At 45.2% G+C, this 16,486-nt stretch carries 19 protein-coding genes and 1 riboswitch; of the genes, 6 read left to right on the top strand and 13 right to left on the bottom strand.

Annotated features, from left to right (window positions below):
* Window positions 1-5: 5 nt before the first annotated feature.
* From V6C11_RS10165 to yqeB, 8 genes are all read right to left on the bottom strand, one after another.
* Window positions 6-1,598 carry an N-acyl-D-amino-acid deacylase family protein gene (locus V6C11_RS10165; protein WP_333531050.1) on the bottom strand — a complete coding sequence of 531 codons (1,593 nt, stop codon included), beginning with the start codon at window positions 1,596-1,598 and terminating at the stop codon, window positions 6-8.
* Window positions 1,599-1,611: 13 nt separating this feature from the next.
* A complete protein-coding gene (locus tag V6C11_RS10160) occupies window positions 1,612-2,799 on the bottom strand; it encodes a YgeY family selenium metabolism-linked hydrolase (RefSeq protein WP_333531049.1) in 1,188 nt (395 codons plus the stop codon).
* A 22-nt stretch (window positions 2,800-2,821) separates the two neighbouring features.
* The gene (gene dpaL, locus V6C11_RS10155; RefSeq protein WP_333531048.1) at window positions 2,822-4,036 is read right to left on the bottom strand and encodes a diaminopropionate ammonia-lyase; all 1,215 of its coding nucleotides are present in this window, start codon (window positions 4,034-4,036) and stop codon (window positions 2,822-2,824) included.
* A 117-nt stretch (window positions 4,037-4,153) separates the two neighbouring features.
* On the bottom strand, window positions 4,154-4,786 hold the full coding sequence (locus tag V6C11_RS10150; protein WP_333531047.1) for a nucleotidyltransferase family protein: 633 nt from the start codon (window positions 4,784-4,786) through the stop codon (window positions 4,154-4,156).
* Between the two features lies 1 nt (window position 4,787).
* Entirely contained in the window at window positions 4,788-5,813 is a 1,026-nt protein-coding gene (locus tag V6C11_RS10145; RefSeq protein WP_333531046.1) for a molybdopterin-binding protein, read from the bottom strand.
* Between the two features lie 18 nt (window positions 5,814-5,831).
* A complete protein-coding gene (locus tag V6C11_RS10140) occupies window positions 5,832-6,152 on the bottom strand; it encodes an XdhC family protein (protein WP_333531045.1) in 321 nt (106 codons plus the stop codon).
* The gene (locus tag V6C11_RS10135) at window positions 6,145-6,921 is read right to left on the bottom strand and encodes an XdhC family protein (protein ID WP_333531044.1); all 777 of its coding nucleotides are present in this window, start codon (window positions 6,919-6,921) and stop codon (window positions 6,145-6,147) included. The genes V6C11_RS10140 and V6C11_RS10135 overlap by 8 nt, the downstream gene beginning before the upstream one ends.
* Window positions 6,922-6,930: 9 nt before the next feature.
* Complete coding sequence (yqeB, locus tag V6C11_RS10130; protein ID WP_333531043.1) at window positions 6,931-7,731, bottom strand: selenium-dependent molybdenum cofactor biosynthesis protein YqeB; 801 nt, start codon at window positions 7,729-7,731, stop codon at window positions 6,931-6,933.
* A 155-nt stretch (window positions 7,732-7,886) separates the two neighbouring features.
* Between yqeB and V6C11_RS10125 the strand changes: the two genes are divergently transcribed.
* The 5 genes from V6C11_RS10125 (at window position 7,887) to V6C11_RS10105 (ending at window position 10,428) form a co-directional block, all read left to right on the top strand.
* Entirely contained in the window at window positions 7,887-8,027 is a 141-nt protein-coding gene (locus tag V6C11_RS10125) for a histidine kinase dimerization/phospho-acceptor domain-containing protein (protein WP_333531042.1), read from the top strand.
* Window positions 8,028-8,041: 14 nt separating this feature from the next.
* Window positions 8,042-8,138, top strand: a riboswitch (guanidine-I (ykkC/yxkD leader).
* Window positions 8,139-8,240: 102 nt separating this feature from the next.
* Entirely contained in the window at window positions 8,241-8,582 is a 342-nt protein-coding gene (locus tag V6C11_RS10120; protein ID WP_333531041.1) for a DMT family transporter, read from the top strand.
* Window positions 8,582-8,896 carry a DMT family transporter gene (locus V6C11_RS10115; protein WP_333531040.1) on the top strand — a complete coding sequence of 105 codons (315 nt, stop codon included), beginning with the start codon at window positions 8,582-8,584 and terminating at the stop codon, window positions 8,894-8,896. The genes V6C11_RS10120 and V6C11_RS10115 overlap by 1 nt, the downstream gene beginning before the upstream one ends.
* Window positions 8,897-9,011: 115 nt before the next feature.
* Entirely contained in the window at window positions 9,012-9,455 is a 444-nt protein-coding gene (locus tag V6C11_RS10110; protein WP_333531039.1) for a hypothetical protein, read from the top strand.
* Window positions 9,456-9,597: 142 nt separating this feature from the next.
* A complete protein-coding gene (locus V6C11_RS10105; protein WP_333531038.1) occupies window positions 9,598-10,428 on the top strand; it encodes a methyl-accepting chemotaxis protein in 831 nt (276 codons plus the stop codon).
* 36 nt (window positions 10,429-10,464) lie between these two features.
* On the opposite strand, the gene V6C11_RS10100 is transcribed toward V6C11_RS10105, so the two are convergent.
* The gene (locus V6C11_RS10100; protein WP_333531037.1) at window positions 10,465-11,478 is read right to left on the bottom strand and encodes an asparaginase; all 1,014 of its coding nucleotides are present in this window, start codon (window positions 11,476-11,478) and stop codon (window positions 10,465-10,467) included.
* A gap of 140 nt (window positions 11,479-11,618) precedes the next feature.
* Here V6C11_RS10100 and buk point away from each other — a divergent pair, with 140 nt between their 5' ends.
* Complete coding sequence (gene buk, locus V6C11_RS10095; RefSeq protein WP_333531036.1) at window positions 11,619-12,677, top strand: butyrate kinase; 1,059 nt, start codon at window positions 11,619-11,621, stop codon at window positions 12,675-12,677.
* 39 nt (window positions 12,678-12,716) lie between these two features.
* Here the strand turns inward: buk and V6C11_RS10090 are convergent, their stop codons facing one another.
* The 4 genes from V6C11_RS10090 to V6C11_RS10075 form a co-directional block, all read right to left on the bottom strand.
* Entirely contained in the window at window positions 12,717-13,514 is a 798-nt protein-coding gene (locus V6C11_RS10090) for an ABC transporter ATP-binding protein (RefSeq protein WP_333531035.1), read from the bottom strand.
* Window positions 13,492-14,415 (bottom strand): ABC transporter permease, encoded by a 924-nt coding sequence (locus V6C11_RS10085; protein WP_333531034.1) that lies wholly within the window; start codon window positions 14,413-14,415, stop codon window positions 13,492-13,494. The genes V6C11_RS10090 and V6C11_RS10085 overlap by 23 nt, the downstream gene beginning before the upstream one ends.
* A gap of 10 nt (window positions 14,416-14,425) precedes the next feature.
* Window positions 14,426-15,412, bottom strand: coding sequence for an ABC transporter substrate-binding protein (locus tag V6C11_RS10080; protein ID WP_333531033.1), 987 nt, complete (start codon window positions 15,410-15,412; stop codon window positions 14,426-14,428).
* A gap of 352 nt (window positions 15,413-15,764) precedes the next feature.
* Complete coding sequence (locus tag V6C11_RS10075; RefSeq protein WP_333531032.1) at window positions 15,765-16,418, bottom strand: NUDIX hydrolase; 654 nt, start codon at window positions 16,416-16,418, stop codon at window positions 15,765-15,767.
* Window positions 16,419-16,486 lie beyond the last annotated feature (68 nt).

The following is a 16,486-nucleotide window of genomic DNA, read 5'->3' as shown; positions in this document are numbered from 1 at the left end:
TCCTTTTATTTCTGACGTTTTCTTAGCACCCTACCGGCCAACAGGGGGTGATACACACCCCTTTTTATTACCGCTTCGCCGTTAATAAAGACATGTTCAATTCCCTCGGGGAATTGAATGGGATCCACAAAGGTTCCTTTGTCAATGATGGTATCCGGGTTAAACACCACAATATCGGCAAAATAACCGTTTTTCAGTGCCCCTCTGCCTTCAAAGCCAAAGACTTCCGCCGGGCGAAAGGTCATCTTACGAATGGCATCTTCTAGCGTCAGAACCTTCATTTCCCTTACATAACGTCCAAGAACCCGGGGGAAGGAACCATAAACCCGAGGATGGGGCCTGCCGGCCAGCAGTCCGTCCGTGCAGACATTTTGCTCCGGGCGGGTCAGAAAGGTAACAACGTGTTCTTCCTTACCGTAGAAATCCACCATGCCCACGGCATTTTCTTCTTCGTACAGTAAATCAAAGGTGGCCTCATAGGGGTCCTTACCGCGCATCTTACCGATTTCAACTAAACTTTTACCCACTAGGTCTTGGTTTTTCCCTGTCTTAACACTCGTAACAAAAATTTGATCCAAGCCGGCAAAATCAACAAAATCATCCCAACCAGGGATACCCCGCTCCATGTCATCGATCATTTTTTTCCTTAACTCTGGGTCTTTCAAGCGTTTAAGCAGCATATCGGTACCGCCATCGTGGACCCAAGGGGGTAAGATAACGCCAAGCATGGTACTGCCAGCTACATAGGGATACTGGTCATAGGAAACCTTGAGACCCTCTGCTGCGGCCCTATCTAAAAATTCCAGCACCGGCTCAATGAAGCGCCAGTTTTTTCGGCCACAAACCTTAAAATGTGAGAAGTGCAGCTTAACACCGGAGCGACGGCCAATTTCAATAACCTCTGCCATGGAGGGCAGAATGGTATCCGCTTCACTGCGTTGGTGTACCACAAAGACACCATCAAACTCCGCCACAACTTTGCACATTTCAATTATTTCATTGGTTTCGGAATAAGCGCAGGGCATGTAAATAAGGCCGGTTGATAATCCATAGGCACCTGCTTCCATTTCCCGCCGGGTCACATCACACATTTTTTTGATTTCTGCTACACTGGGTTGGAGATTGCCCAGCCCCAAAACTTCCATCCGAACGTTCCCATGGGGCACCAAATAACTCTGGTTTAGCCCCACTCCTTGCCGTTCCATCATGCTTAAATAGCCATCTGTTGTCTTATAATGCCAGTTTATATTGTCACTATCACCATCTAAACCAGCCAGGTTCTTACGCCAGGGACTGATATATTGTTCCGGCAGTGGGGCCATCGAGATGCCATCCTGTCCCAGTACCTCGGTGGTTACCCCCTGACGGATTTTTGGCTCAATGTAGGGATCAATCAGTACTTTAAGATCCGAGTGGCTATGGGTGTCAATAAACCCAGGTGCCACCACCAGACCGCCGACATCAATCACTACATCATTGTCCTGCTCAGGAATATCTCCAAGGGCGAGAATACGTTCTCCCTCAATGGCTACACTGCCCCGGAAGCCCTTTTGACCAGTCCCATCCACAATTAGGCCATTTTTTAATATTGTCCTCATCGGGCTCTCCTTATTATGCTTTAAGTACCGATTTCATAATGGCATAGTACCCTTCGGCACCCTTGCAAAGTTGTTCTACTTCGATATATTCATCAATAGTATGGGCCAGGTTTTCCCTGGAAGGGCCGAAACCAATGGTTTTGATACCCTTCTCCCCGGCATAGTGGCTCCCGTTGGTGCAGAAGGAATAATGGGTCACTTCCGGATTTAGGCCAATCTCCCTTAGGCCGGTTAGGGCTGCTTGGACAAATTCATCTCTTTCGTCATAAAGCCAACCTGGGAAGAAGCGTTCACCTTTAATAACTTCGCCGGTATGGCATTTTTCTGCGCCCACTGCAAAGGAAACGGAGGCTTTAAATTCGGGGTCTTGTTTTTCCATTTCAGCAATCAGTGCCTTAATGGGGGCCAGAACCGATTCAGGCGTTTCACCCACCAGCAGTCTTCTATCATAGGTTGCCCGGCAGTGATCAGGTACCACCGAAGCCCCGGGGTAAGGAGAAGACTTGATGTCGGTCAGCACCAAGATACCTTTCCCTAACACCTCTTGTTCAGGTGTTTCTATGCCCTCAATGCGGTCAATTAGTTTGGACATCTTTAACACGGCATTAATACCCTTTTCCGGGTTGGCGGAATGAGCCGGCTTACCAAAGGTTTCGACCACAATTTCTGCCCGTCCCCTTTGACCCCGCTTTAGGTTAAGCTCGGAGGCCTCGCCGATGACCACATAATCCGGTTGTATCGCCTCGCTGATTTTTCTGGCTGCGATGCCTTCGAAGATTTCTTCATGCACCACTCCGGCGACATAAATGTCACCGGCAAAATCCCGCTGGGTATCTTCGGCGAAGAAGGCAGCCGCGGCAATCATGGCACTGACTGCCCCTTTCATATCAGAGGCCCCTCGGCCATAGATTTTTCCAGCAACAAGTTCACCACCAAAGGGTGCATGAACCCACTTTGAAGCATCCGGCACGGGTACGGTGTCGATATGACCATCAAATAAAATACTTTTGCCTGGCTTTTTTCCTTTAATATGGCCAATAACATTGCCATAGCTGTCTACAAAATAGTCATCAAAACCCATGTTTTTAAAGGCTTCAGAGATACTTTGAACCACTTTGCCCTCTTCACCGGAATAGCTTTGCTGACGCAACAGTTCCTGGCAAAGTTCTATTAAATTTTGCTTTCTTTTTTCAGTAAGCATTTTTTGTCACCCCACGTATCGTTTACCTGTAGCTAGGATTCTTACCATCCCACACTACGCTGCGGTAGTGATCTGGATCTGTATCTCCTTCGGTGTTAAATAGAAGAATCTGAGAATCTTGATTGAGACCCAGCTTCGCTTTGGCTTCTGCCAAGTCTGGGCTGGTCATCAGTTCAAACAATAGGCCGGTGGTAACCGCACCGGACTCGCCGGAGATAACTCTCAGATCATCTAAGACGGGGTTGCCAAGTACCCTCATGCCTTTAGCCGCCAGCCAGTCGGGGCAGGAAAAGAACATCTCGCTATAGTCCCTTAATACCTTCCAACCAATAATATTTGGTTCACCGCAGGCCAAACCAGCCATAATGGTATCCATATCACCGCCCACCACCCTAGGCTTGCCGTCGTTGGCCAGGGCAGATTTATAAAGACAGTCTGCCTTATCCGCTTCTGCAATAACGGTTTTGGGACAGTCCTTACCGAATACGGAAGCAAAGTAACCTTGTACTGCACCAGCTAAGGAACCTACACCAGCCTGAACAAATACATGTGTTGGTTTTTCTACCTGTATTTGCCTAAGTTGCTCCCAGGCTTCTGCTGCCATCGTGCCGTAGCCCTGCATAATCCAAGTCGGGATTTCCTCATAACCCTCCCAAGCAGTATCTTGAACAACAATCCAACCGTATTTTTGGGCATTTTCAGCAGTCAAGCGTACCGCATCATCATAGTTCATATCTACGATAGAGGCATCGGACCCCTCGGCACGAATATTTTCCAAACGGGTAATGGAAGAACCCTTGGGCATATAAACCACCGACTTCTGCTTTAAACGGTTGGCGGTCCAGGCCACACCACGGCCATGATTGCCATCGGTGGTTGTGGCAAAGGTAATTTCACCTAACTGGCGGCGTGTTTCATCGGATGTCAGGGTAGGATAGTCTAGCTCACTTATATCTTTCCCAAGTTTTTGAGCTAGGTATTTGGCCATCGCAAAGGAACCACCCAACACTTTAAAAGCATTTAGGCCAAAGCGATAGGATTCATCCTTCACGTAAATACCGGCCACACCCAAAAATTTGGCTAAATTATTCAGGCTGCGCAGGGGAGTAATACTATACTCGGGAAAACTCTGGTGAAACTGCTTGGCCTTTTGTATTTCTTTTTCACTTAGAAAATCTGTGGAAGTTTTCTCTTTTCCTTGCATTTTGTTTGCTTCCCATTGGATCCTGTCCATCATGCACCTCTCAATTTATATTTTGTCTATTAATATTCGCTACTATCATGCCAAAAAAAAGCTGTAAATATTGGTTATGGCAATAAAAAACGCATGAAGAATTGGATATCTTCCTGCGTTTTAAAAGACTAAAGAGAACCTTCCCCCTGAGTCTCCCCTGAGTCTGATCCACAATTTTTGCATCTGTTGGTATTCTTCCGGTGTGTCCACATCAAGAAATATTTCCGGGCTGGGTATGTCAACATAGTGAATGCATTGGGGATGAGCTTTTATAATACCTCTGGCCCCTTGGTCGCCTGTGAGTTGCAGCAGATCGGCTCGCCAGTGGCTAAGATCAAATAAAACCGGGTTGCCTCGTTGGTTTTGCCAGCGGGGAACCACTAGGCTTGCACCACTGTCCTGATAAGACTTTACCAGCATATTAATAAGCTGCTTGTCCACCAGGGGCTGATCCGCCAGCAGAAAGAGCACTGCTCTGGCCCTGGGATCCAGGGACTGTACGGCCAAACGAACCCCACTGGCTTGTCCCTTTTGCCAGTTTTCATTATGGCTAATTCGTAGGGGCAAATCGGTAAGCACCTGCCCCACTTGTTCCCCTGCGGCCCCGGTAACGGCTATCACTTCTAACAGCTTTGCCCCACAGGCCGCCGCCGCAACATGATAAACCATGGGTTTGCCACCCAGGGGCAGCAATTGTTTGGGTTGCCCCATCCGCTTAGCTTGCCCCGCTGCTAAGATTACCGCAGAAACCATGCTATTTACCAAAGGGGCAATGGGGATAGGTGCAGGAAGGACAACTGCTGCATAATCCCCCGTAACCCCATGCTGCTATGTCCTTTCTCGTTAGATGATCCCCAGCCAGGATGCGTGGAAAGACTAGATCAAACACCGTTGTTTTAGCAAACATACCGCAGGCCGGCAGACCAATAAGGGTCGTGTCCCCCAAATAGGCCAGCATAAACATGGCCCCGGGCAGCACTGGGCTGCCATAAGTTACAATATCTGCTCCGGTGGCACGGATAGCCTCCGGGGTAACGTCATCTGGGTCCACCGACATACCCCCGGCAGCAATGACGATATCCGCTCCCTTTTTGATATGTTCCAGGATAGCTTGCCGAATAGCCTGGGAATCATCCGGCCGGTAAACAATACCCATTGGTTCTGCACCATAATGCAGGGCTTTGGCGGTAATCACTTTCGCAAACTTATCCTCTATTCTGCCATAGAAAACTTCATTGCCGGTGATAACAGTACCGACTTTCAGTGGGGCAAGGGGGAGTATCCGAACAATTTCTTTATATTTTGCCGCCCTTTCCTCCACCTCTGCCACGGCATTCTCCTCAATTACCAGTGGTACAACTTTTGCAGCAGCCACTAGATCACCGGGTTTTACCAGTATATCGGAATGTTTAGTAGATAAGGCCACATTTTCCGTTTCGTTCAGTTCGGCCACTGCCGCTCGGTTAATCTTTAATAAGCCTGGGATTTTAGCCTTAAGATTTACCCTGCCTTCCGAAGGTGCCGCAATTTCTACGTTGGAACCGCATACTGCCCGAGCGATACGGTCAGCGGCCTCGTTTTCATGGAGTTGTCCTTGGCCCATCTCTATGAGATAAATATGCTCCTTGCCAATATCCTTAAGATGAGGTATATCCTCCTCTCGGATAATATGTCCTTTACGAAAGGCTGGGCCTTTATAGCTGCCTGGCACGATTTTCGTCAGTTCGTGACCCAGCACCATGCCCACCGCATCTTCTACCTTTACCTTTTTAATCGTCATGGGACCCTCCCGCAATTTCTAGGAATTTGTAAAAACCTGAATAAATACGTCCATAATACCACCACAAACCATACCTTCTTCAGCCGCCACATCATTGAGCATACTTACCCGATGGGTACAGGAGGCTTTTTCATCCATGGCCATAAGAGCCCGCTGCCTGACCTCTGCTTCACCGCAACCACCGCCAATGGTACCAAAGGTTCTGCCTGTACGTTCCAGCAGCATCACTGCCCCGGCTTTGCGAGGGGTTGAACCTTTGGTCGAAAGGATCGTCAGCAGGGCAAAGGTCTCTTCCCTTTGCCGTAGTTCACAGATTCGCTGCAACATTGATTTATCCATTTAGATTCCCCCTCTGTGAACTCAATGGCAGAAAATTGCCACCCTTAAACTGTGCCACTATTTCTGCGGCGATGCTCAGCGCTATTTCGGCTGGGCTTTGGGACCCCAGGTCTAATCCAATGGGTGTTTTTAGAGCATTTAACCACTCAGTTGAAACTCCTTCTTCCTTTAATAATTGCAGTACCGCCTTGACCCGTCGGAAACTGCCAATCATACCCATATAACCTGCCCTTTGATCGGCAATGCTTCTAAGGCAATCCAGGTCGTAGCGATGTCCCCGGGTAACAATGATAACGGCTGTGCTGTCATCAAAGGTTGTCTGCTCTAAAGCCTTGGTAAAATCCTCACAGATAATATGATCTGCCTTCGGAAAGCGTTGGCGGTTGGCAAATTCCGGTCTGTCATCGATCACCGTAACTTCAAAGTCCAACAAGGTTAAAAACAAGGCTAAGGGTTGGCTAATGTGCCCGCCCCCCAAAATGACTGCTCGCATTTTACCGGCCAGGCAATTCCAAAACACCTGGTATTCTTGCTGCTGATAGGAAATGGTAAGCAACTTAGGCTTTTCCCACTGCCGGCCCTTGATCTCCTCTAAGACTTTTTGGGTAAAAGTGGCATCCACAAGCTCCCCCTCTATCCTATCCTCGGGAAAAAGTACCAGCATTTGTCCGAGGGCAGCATTTCCATCCCCTGGCACACCCACCAGGGTAATTAGGTATGCTGACTCACCCCGCTCCGCCACAGCCAATAACCCATTAAAAAGTGTCATCCTGTCACCTCAATTCTTATATTCCCTGGCAGCGTGAAAAAGTAGTGCTTCTAAGACCCCACCGCCAATGGCTCTGGCTTTGTCCGAGATGGTAAAACAATGATCCGGCTGGCAGCGTGGATCAATATCACCTATTTTCATTCCATGCTCTACGGTAAGTCCATCATGCAGAAGGCCCCTCAGCACGCCAGAGATGGTTGCCGCCACTGGCTGTTGGTTCACCATGGCTACCACTTCACCAGCCTTAATCACAGCACCAATTTCACTTTCCGCCCGAAATACCCCTGAACAAGGAGCCCGCAAAATTCTTTCTTTGGTATGCCCACCGACCTCACCAGGAAAACCTGTGTCAGGAATCGCTTGTCCCGTGTGAATGACACGACCAAGGTAATGGCCCCGCGCACTCTCCACCACCGCATGTACATCCACGCCAGCCCTAAGGCCAGGTCCTACCCCCACCACCACCGGGGCATCGAATATCTGAGTACCCGTGTTTCTTTTGGCCAAAATGGCATCCACCACCGCCCAGGGCTTTATATCTTTGATCACTGCACCAGCTGGATCTACCACAACCGGAATTTTCCCCGACGCCACCACCGAAAGGGCTTCCTCTCCCACTGCTTTCACTGCGGTGACTTCCTCCACCACCATCTTTCCAGTATAAATGGCTTCAGCAAAGGCCACTGTACGTCGAATCACAGTGGGCTGAGAAAGTTCCGTGGTTACCACCCGAAACCCACAGCGGCACAAACGATAGGCAATGCCGGTTGCTATGTCCCCCGCACCCTTGACCACGATCAATCGATTCACACCAAAACTCCCCCTGTTAGCTGTTAGCCTTTAGCTAACAGTTTCATTAAATACCACATTATAATCTAAAAATAATAAGAATCCAAGGGGATATAGAAATACCCAACTGGTTGCATTTGAATCGTTGAAATTATTCCTTCATCACCTATAAAAAAATGGCGGCTGGTATAGGACATGAGGTAAGAAACCCAATGACGGCGGTAAGGGGGTTCTTTCAAATGCTGGGCCAAAAGCCAAAATTCACTGGGGAAAAGGAATTTTGTTTAGCTAAAACAGCCTTGCCACCCTCGAAATAATCTGTTAAAGTAATAATAAAGTTTTCTAGGGTTCCGCAGTCTCCAGACTGGTCAGGTCCGAGAGAAAACCACAGGCTTACTGTGACACGGAGGGATAAAAGCCCGGGAGATATCTTTTATAGGATATCCCCGGGCTTATTTGTTTTAAAAGAAAAACACTCAGGAATTTACTTTGATTTTTGCAGGAATAAAATAAACAGAGGTGTCATTTAAATGAACACAAACTGGATTAAAGTATTTGTTGCGGCCTTTCTTGAAGTATTTTGGGTGATTGGACTAACTCATGCCTATGATTTTTGGACCTGGACGGCGACAGTTATCGCTATCATCGTCAGTAATTATTTAATGATTACAGCGGCACAAGTACTTCCTGCTGGAACGGTCTATGCCGTTTTTGTAGGATTAGGAACAGCAGGTACTGTCATTGCAGAAATTCTTTTCTTTGGAGAACCATTCAAATGGGAAAAAATTATGCTAATAATAATAATATTAGTTGGCGTCATTGGTTTGAAACTAGTCACAGATAATAAGGTCGAGAAGGGAGCTGAATCCTGATGGCTTGGTTTACATTAATGTTAGCAGGCTTATTGGAGACATTTGGTGTTGCAATGATTAATCAATTGTCTGTTAAGCGAAATTGGCAAACCGTCAGCTTATTGATTTTGGGGTTTGGCTTAAGCCTTGCCCTACTTAGTTATTCCTTGCGATTTATTCCGATGGGAACAGGTTATGCAATTTGGACAGGGATTGGTGTTGTTGGCGGTACCTTAGTCGGCATGCTATTTTTTGGAGAATCAAAGGATTGGAAAAGAATTGTCCTGATAGCTATGGTTTTAGGTTCCGCAATCGGACTAAAACTTGTTTCTTAAATGAATATCTTGAAAAACATCACCCCGGTATGCTTGTGATTTTTTTTTCAAGGTGGGGAGGTTTTTTGATACTAATTATAGAAATAGCTAGCAAACATATTTACGGGGTGGTAAAATGTGCGACTTTACTGTTAGACGTAAGGACAAAATAATTTTACTCGTTCTTATATTGGCTGTTAACCTAAGCATTTTACTCAATCATCTCTTATTTATAAACTACCTCCCCATTTCATTCTATCTAGTAAGTGTGGTCATATCTATGTGCATAGCGGCCTGCGGCGCGTTATTGGTTACCTTTATCCTGATGCATAAAATTACTTTCACCCCCCATATGCTGCATATACGTGGCTGGGATACAAGTGCCGGCCTATTATCCGCTTTAGTGAAACGAAAAGTCTTGAATATTTATATCCAAGTTTCTGATATTAGAAGTGTTGCATTAAATCCTCAAGGAAACATCCTTACGATACATTTTGGTGAAGGCGGTTTATTAAAACTATCAACAGATATTTATCAAAGAAAGGACATAAAAACCCTTTTATTACTGGTAAAGCAATAAAAGAACATCTGCTCCTGCCATTATCTAGACAGCATATTACATAATTAGCGAAAAAAATACAGAAGAATCAGATAACTAAAAAGGGTTTTTACCTTTTATGAATAATATCTTTACCATAAGAAACCGTTAGAGGTGATAATAAATGTCAAACATCAATTGGGAACAATTCATTAATTTTGCTGCGGTCATCAAAAATACAATCGGATCGGAGTGTGCCCTCTCTTTAACCGATAAGGAAATATTTCATTATTATGAACCTGGCATCTCCCTTAATCATCAGGTAAAGCGGGGTGATCCGATAAAGCCTGGTACCACAACCCATCAGGTTTTACAGAGTCAAAAAAAAGTTGTTACTAAAATAACCGACACTTCATTTTATGGTGTGGCTTATTTGGCAACCTGTTCCCCCCTTTATGATGAGCAGGGTGAGATAATTGGCACTTTGGGAATTTTTCAACCAACCACAACCCAGGATGGTCTCTTGGCAGACGCTGAGAAGTTAGAAAAATCCCTTTTTATCATCAATGAAACCACCACTAATTTATCCGCAGCGTCTGAAGAATTAGCAGCCACATCCAGTAATCTAACAGGCCAGGCAGACGCTATCAATAGTAATGTTCAGAAAACAGATGTAGTCCTGAATCTGATCAAAGATGTTGCCGCCCAAACCCATTTGCTTGGCTTGAATGCTGCTATTGAGGCTGCTCGGGCAGGTGAACATGGGTTGGGTTTTAATGTTGTTGCCCACGAAATTAGAAAACTTTCCGATCGAACAGTTGGTTCCGTCAGGGAGATACAAAATATCTTGACGTTAATTATGACCTCCGTGTCTGATTTTAACGAACAAATACATCAAATTGCTGCTGTTGCCCAAGAACAAACTGCTTCGGTACAAGAAATTTCAGCTTCGGTCAATGAGATTCTTTATATGTCCAAGGATTTAAGTGATTTAGCAAAAAAACTAAATAACTAAATACTAACTAATTAGCTTATGAGAAGGATTGATTTCTTAAAGTACGGCGGTCTTTGTGGTTTTACAGTTAAGGTCACTGGCAATGGGGGTTTCCATCATTCTTTTTACTTCTTGCAGATCCTTCGTCTTACCTAAGGCCCACATCAACTTGGGTACAATGGCCTCACTATTCATATCACCAGAAAGAATCACACGATCATTGGCCACCTTATGACCTACTTCATAGAGTTTTAGATCCTCTCCTTCTTCCAAGCACTGGGTAGCTATCACCATGGCTAACCCTTCGTCTATGCATTCCTTTATCTTGGGCAACAGATCTCTACCCTGAAATGGCACACCACCACTGCCAAAGCTCTCAATCACAATACCCTTGTAGATCTGTTTAAGACTGTCAAATAATTCCGGCTTCATGCCGGGATATAGTTTTAATAGAAATACATCCGGGCATAGACTGGTGTCCAGCTTCGGCTTTTGATCGATGGGAGGGGATGGTTTCCAATGATAGTATATCTGTGAACCGTCAATATAAGCTACATAAGGGTGATTGACACTGGCAAAGGCATCATAACTCTTGGTCCGAAGCTTTACTGCCCTGGTACCACTTATTACCTTTCCGTCAAAAATGACATAAACTCCACCAATCCCGTCACAGGCAAAGAAAATAGCATCCGTTAGGTTTTTTTTAGCATCGGTTCTCTGAAAACTGATGGGTACCTGAGAGCCAGTTAACACTACTGGCTTATTTAGGTTTTGGAGCATATAGGAAAGGGCAGCAGCAGTAAAGGCCATCGTATCGGTACCGTGAGTAATGACAAAGCCATCATAAAGCTGGTAATTTTCATAAACGGCTTCGGCGATGGTGATCCAAAATTCCGGCTGCATATTGGTACTATCAATACTCATCAGCCCTTTGCTTTCTATAACATAGTTTTGATCTAACTGAGGCAAATAACTTATCAGTTCCTCACTGGCCAAGGCCGGCGCCAATCCTTGCTGACCCTGTACCGAAGCAATGGTTCCACCAGTGGCTAACAGGAGAATTTTTTTCATAGCCAACACCCCAATCATGTAGTCACTGAAAAAACAGCCGCTTATAGCGACTTTATAACAAATAAATTATATTACTTCCGCATAATAATACAAGTGTACTGGCATTGCATTAAATGGAAAATATCAATGGAGTGGATAACATGAAGATATTAGCCATAAACCCCGGCTCTACTTCTACTAAAGTAGCTCTTTTTGAAAATGAAATTTGCCTTTGGAAACAGGTTATTGAACATGCTGACAAAGAACTGTCCTCCTTTAAAAAAATTGGTGACCAATATCAATATCGTTTAAAAGCAATCATGCATACCCTTCAAGAAAAGGGCTGTACGATAGAAAAGCTCAGTGCCATTGTTGGCCGGGGCGGGTTATTAAAACCCCTGCTTGGTGGCACTTACCTGATTGATCAATTCCTAGTCGAAGAAAGTTACTACGCCCCGGGGGGAGAGCATGCTGCGAACCTAGGTGCCATTCTTGCCTATTATTTAGCCGTCCCTCACAATATTCCTGCCTATATTGTGAACCCGGTAACGGTGGATGAGATGGACCCACTGGCCCGTTTTTCTGGCCTTCCGGAACTACCGAGAAGCAGTCAGTCCCATGCCTTAAATATAAAGGCTGTGGCTCACAAAGTGGCCGCAACCCTTGGCAAAGCCTATGGGGACACGAATCTAGTAGTTGTACACTTAGGCAGCGGAATTTCAGTAACAGCTCATCACAGAGGCAAAATGATTGACGTTAACAATGCCAATAATGAAGGTCCCTTTTCAGCAGAACGCTGCGGCACCCTCCCCTCTGCCAAATTAATTAAACTCTGTTATTCTGGTAAATATACGGAAGAACAAATGCTTGCTCTTCTTCTGAAGAAGGGTGGCCTGTATGCTTACCTTGGTATCAAAGATGTCAGGGAAGTGGAAAAACATGCAAATCAAGGAGATGAACAAGCGAAGCTTAGTTTAAATGCCATGTGTTATCAAATTGCCAAGGAAATCGGTGCCATGTCAACCACACTGGCGGGGAATGTAGATCGGATCATTTTAACCGGGGGAATGGCCCATTCAAAATTTATCACAGAGGAAATTATCCGCCGGGTTTCTTTTATTGCCCCAGTGGTTGTGGTACCTGGGGAAGAAGAGATGGAGGCCTTGGCCCTGGGTGCTTTACGGGTTTTGAGACAGGAGGACCCGGCCCTTCGTTATTAAATAATACACATAGAAAAGGAACGGCCTTAACCGTTCCTTTTAATTTGCTAATAACATCCGGTCATTGGCCATGGCTTTGCCACTGGCCTTCTTAAACATTTCTAACAGGTCGGGTATCCTTGTATTTTTTCTTTGCTCACCCTTGAGGTTTAAAATTACTCGTCCTTCATGCATCATGACGGTTCGGTTGCCAATGTTCAAGGCATCCTCCATATTGTGTGTAACCATCAGGGTGGTAAGGTTATGTTTTTTTACTATCTTCTTGGTCAGCTCTAAAACCTTTTCAGCGGTGCCAGGGTCTAGTGCTGCCGTGTGCTCATCCAGCAGCAAAAGTTTGGGGGGAACCAGGGTTGCCATCAACAGGGTTAAAGCCTGCCTTTGCCCACCGGAGAGAAGACCAACCCGTGTGGTTAGGCGGTTTTCCAGCCCCAAGCCCAGTAAACTGAGCTGCTCACAGAAAAAATTCCTGTCTTTGCTGCGAATCCCCCTCCTTAGCTTGCGGGTTTGACCTCGCCTTATGGCCATGGCCAGGTTCTCCTCAATGGTCATAGAAGCGGCGGTCCCTTTCATGGGATCTTGAAACACCCTGCCAATAAAAGAAGCTCTGGCATGCTCCGGCAGATGTTCTACGGCCTGGCCTTCTATGGCAATTTTCCCTTCGTCCACCGGGTAGACACCTGCAACCATATTCAATAAAGTAGATTTCCCTGCTCCGTTTCCACCAATAACGGTAACTACATCACCCGCTTTTAAATTAAGGGAAACTCCAGCCAAAGCCAATCTCTCGTTAACACTGCCAGGGTTAAAGGTTTTTTTAACTTCTGTTATCGACAGCATTGTCCACACTCCCCTTCGCTTTCCCCGACTGACCAGAGAATTTTTCTTTTATAAGCGGTGATGACATCGCCAATATAACTAATAAAGCCGTAAATAGTTTAAGATCGGTGGTAGGCAGACCCAACTGCATAACCACAGCAATAACTGCCCGGTAGATGATAGAACCAATCACCACCGCCACAAGGGCTCTCAGCAATGTACGCTTGCCAAACACAACTTCCCCTACAATAACAGAGGCCAATCCCACCACAATCATACCAATGCCCATCCCTACATCACTGTAGCTCTGGTATTGGGCAACCAAGGCACCGGATAATGCCACCAAGGCATTACCGATGGATAAACCCATAATCTTGGTGGAGTTTGTGTTAACACCTAAACTGCGGATCATTTGTTCATTATCACCAGTGGCTCGTAGAGCCATACCAATTTCGGTCTGTAAAAATGTATACAACAAGTATGTTATCAGTATGGTGGTGCCTAAACCAAGGGTTACCACTGCCAGTCCGGCAGGAATACCAACGTTGGTAACATCCGTATAGATATTATCCATACGCAGCAATGAAAGCATTGCTTTACTTCCCATTACCCTAAGGTTAATGGAGTATAATGCTATGTTCATTAGGATCCCCGCTAAAAGAGGCGCAATTCTCAGTTTAGTATTCAAAAAACCTGTACAGATACCAGCTATAGCACCACTAACCAGTGCCACTGCAGTTGCTATCCAAGGATCATACCCCTCAAAAATCATTCTGGCGGAGATCGCAGCACCGAGAGTAAAACCTCCATCCACCGTTAGGTCTGGAAAATTTAGTACGCGAAAGGTTATGTAAACTCCCAATACCATGATACCCCATAATAAGCCTTGTTCAAGCACACCTAGCCAAATACTTGTTGTCACCTTTAATCACCTATTCAATAATTTTATTGGCCTTTTTCTTAAAGTCCTCGGAAATAGTAACACCCATTCTCTCAGCAGCCTTTAAATTAATAACAATATCCGTCCCTGGTTGACCCTGGATCGCCATTTCCTGGGGTTTTTCACCATTTAATACCCGAATGGCCATTTCGGCTGTGGTGCGGCCCAATTGGTAATAATCAATACCTACCGTAGCCAACGCACCATTTTCTACGGAATTACTTTCTCCTGAAATAACAGGTATCTTATTATCCTCCGCCACCTTAAGCACGGCGGCCATCGAAGAAATAACCATATTATCTGTGGGTAGGTAAATCGCATCTACCTTACCAATTAAGGACTGTGCTGCTTGCATTACTTCACTGCTGACCGTGACGGTAACCTTAACTAATTCTAAACCCAATTCGGGCGCAGCTTTTTCTGCTACATCAACCTGCACTTGGGAATTTATTTCACTGGAATTATAAATAACACCAATCCGCTTAGCCGTTGGCACGAGATCTTTGATCAGCTGAAGCTGATCTTTTACCGGGTTCATATCGGTTGTGCCGGTAACATTGGTCTCCGGCTTTTCCACGCTCATGACTAACTTAGCACTTACCGGATCTGTAACCGCAGTAATAATGATCGGAATATCCTTTGTTTCATTAGCCATGGTCATAGCTGAAGGGGTAGCAATGGCTAGAACAAGATTGGATTTATCCTGTACAAATTTGCGGGCTATGGTCTGCAGATTGCCCTGATCTCCCTGGGCATTTTGATAGTCTACGACCATTTTTTTGTCATCATAACCATTTTCCTTCATTAAATCCAAGAATCCTTTTCTCGCTGCATCCAAGGCAGGGTGTTCAACAATTTGTATAATGCCCAGTTTAACCTGTTCAGCCGCTTGGTTCTTCGGTGCCTCACCGCCACCGCCACAGCCAGTGAGTCCCATTGCCAATAGCATAACCATGAGAGACAACAATAATTTTTTCAACGCTTTCTACCTCCCAAAATAGTTTGGTAGTTGGCGGGGCAGAAAAAATTAGAAAAATACTCGCATCCCTACTCCCAAGGATAGAGGCGTAGGTGAATGCCAGGATGCCCTTGCATACTGGAAAGTTTATCCTTTCCAATCAGCCAAAAAAGCCTCAAGAACAAGGCTTTTTAAGTGCATTTTCATAACCCCTTCTATACCTACCGTCCTGCCCATTTTACATTTATTTCTCGCCATTCTACCGTTAGAATTTATGTTAAACCATATCTAACTAACTGTCAATAAACTGTAAGTTATTTGCCATGTTAATTTGTACAACATTCTGATAAAGGCTAATGCCGGCATATTGATTTTATTGCATTATTTTTTTAACAAAGTTATCAATTAATTTTGCCGTTAAACCCCAAATCATTTCTTCTTGGGTTTTATAGACCAGAATGCTATATTTACGTTTACCCCAAGGCTTTTTATACCCCTCCGGAAGTCCTAATATATCAGCGGGAAAGGATACAATTTCCTGCTTCGTTTTCTCATCGGTATGGGATGGGTGAAACTGGACGGTAGCATAATATCTCTCAGGTTGATTTTTGATAAAGTATTCCACTGGTACAGTAAAGATTTTTTCAACTTCATCGGGATTGGCCTGAATATGATCGATCGAGATATCCGTTATGCCAACAAAGGTATCTATAATAACACCCATGGGACCCACCAGCGTACCCAAACTTCCCAGGATGGTTATTTTATTCTCTGCAATACCCATTTCCTCAGACGTCTCACGCAGGGCAGTATATTCATAGGTTTTATCGGATTCCTCATATTTCCCTCCAGGAAAGGAGACTTCCCCACCCTGACGAATGGTTGATGCTCTCTTTTGAAATATAAAATGGTATTCTCCCTCTATTTTGATGAGTAGCATCAGCACCACAGAGTTAAAATACTCTTCCCGATCCAAAATCGCTGGTTCCCGGTCTAATTTTTGTTGTATCAGCACTTCGAGTTTCATTTTCCTATTATCACTATCCATTCCTTTTTTAATAAGCGTAACATTTTTCTATTTAATTCGTCTTAGTA

This window comes from Desulfotomaculum sp. 1211_IL3151 (assembly GCF_036763075.1).
Classification (GTDB): Bacteria; Bacillota; Desulfotomaculia; order Desulfotomaculales; family Desulfotomaculaceae; genus Desulfotomaculum.
This window is presented reverse-complemented; position numbering and strand designations above follow the sequence as displayed.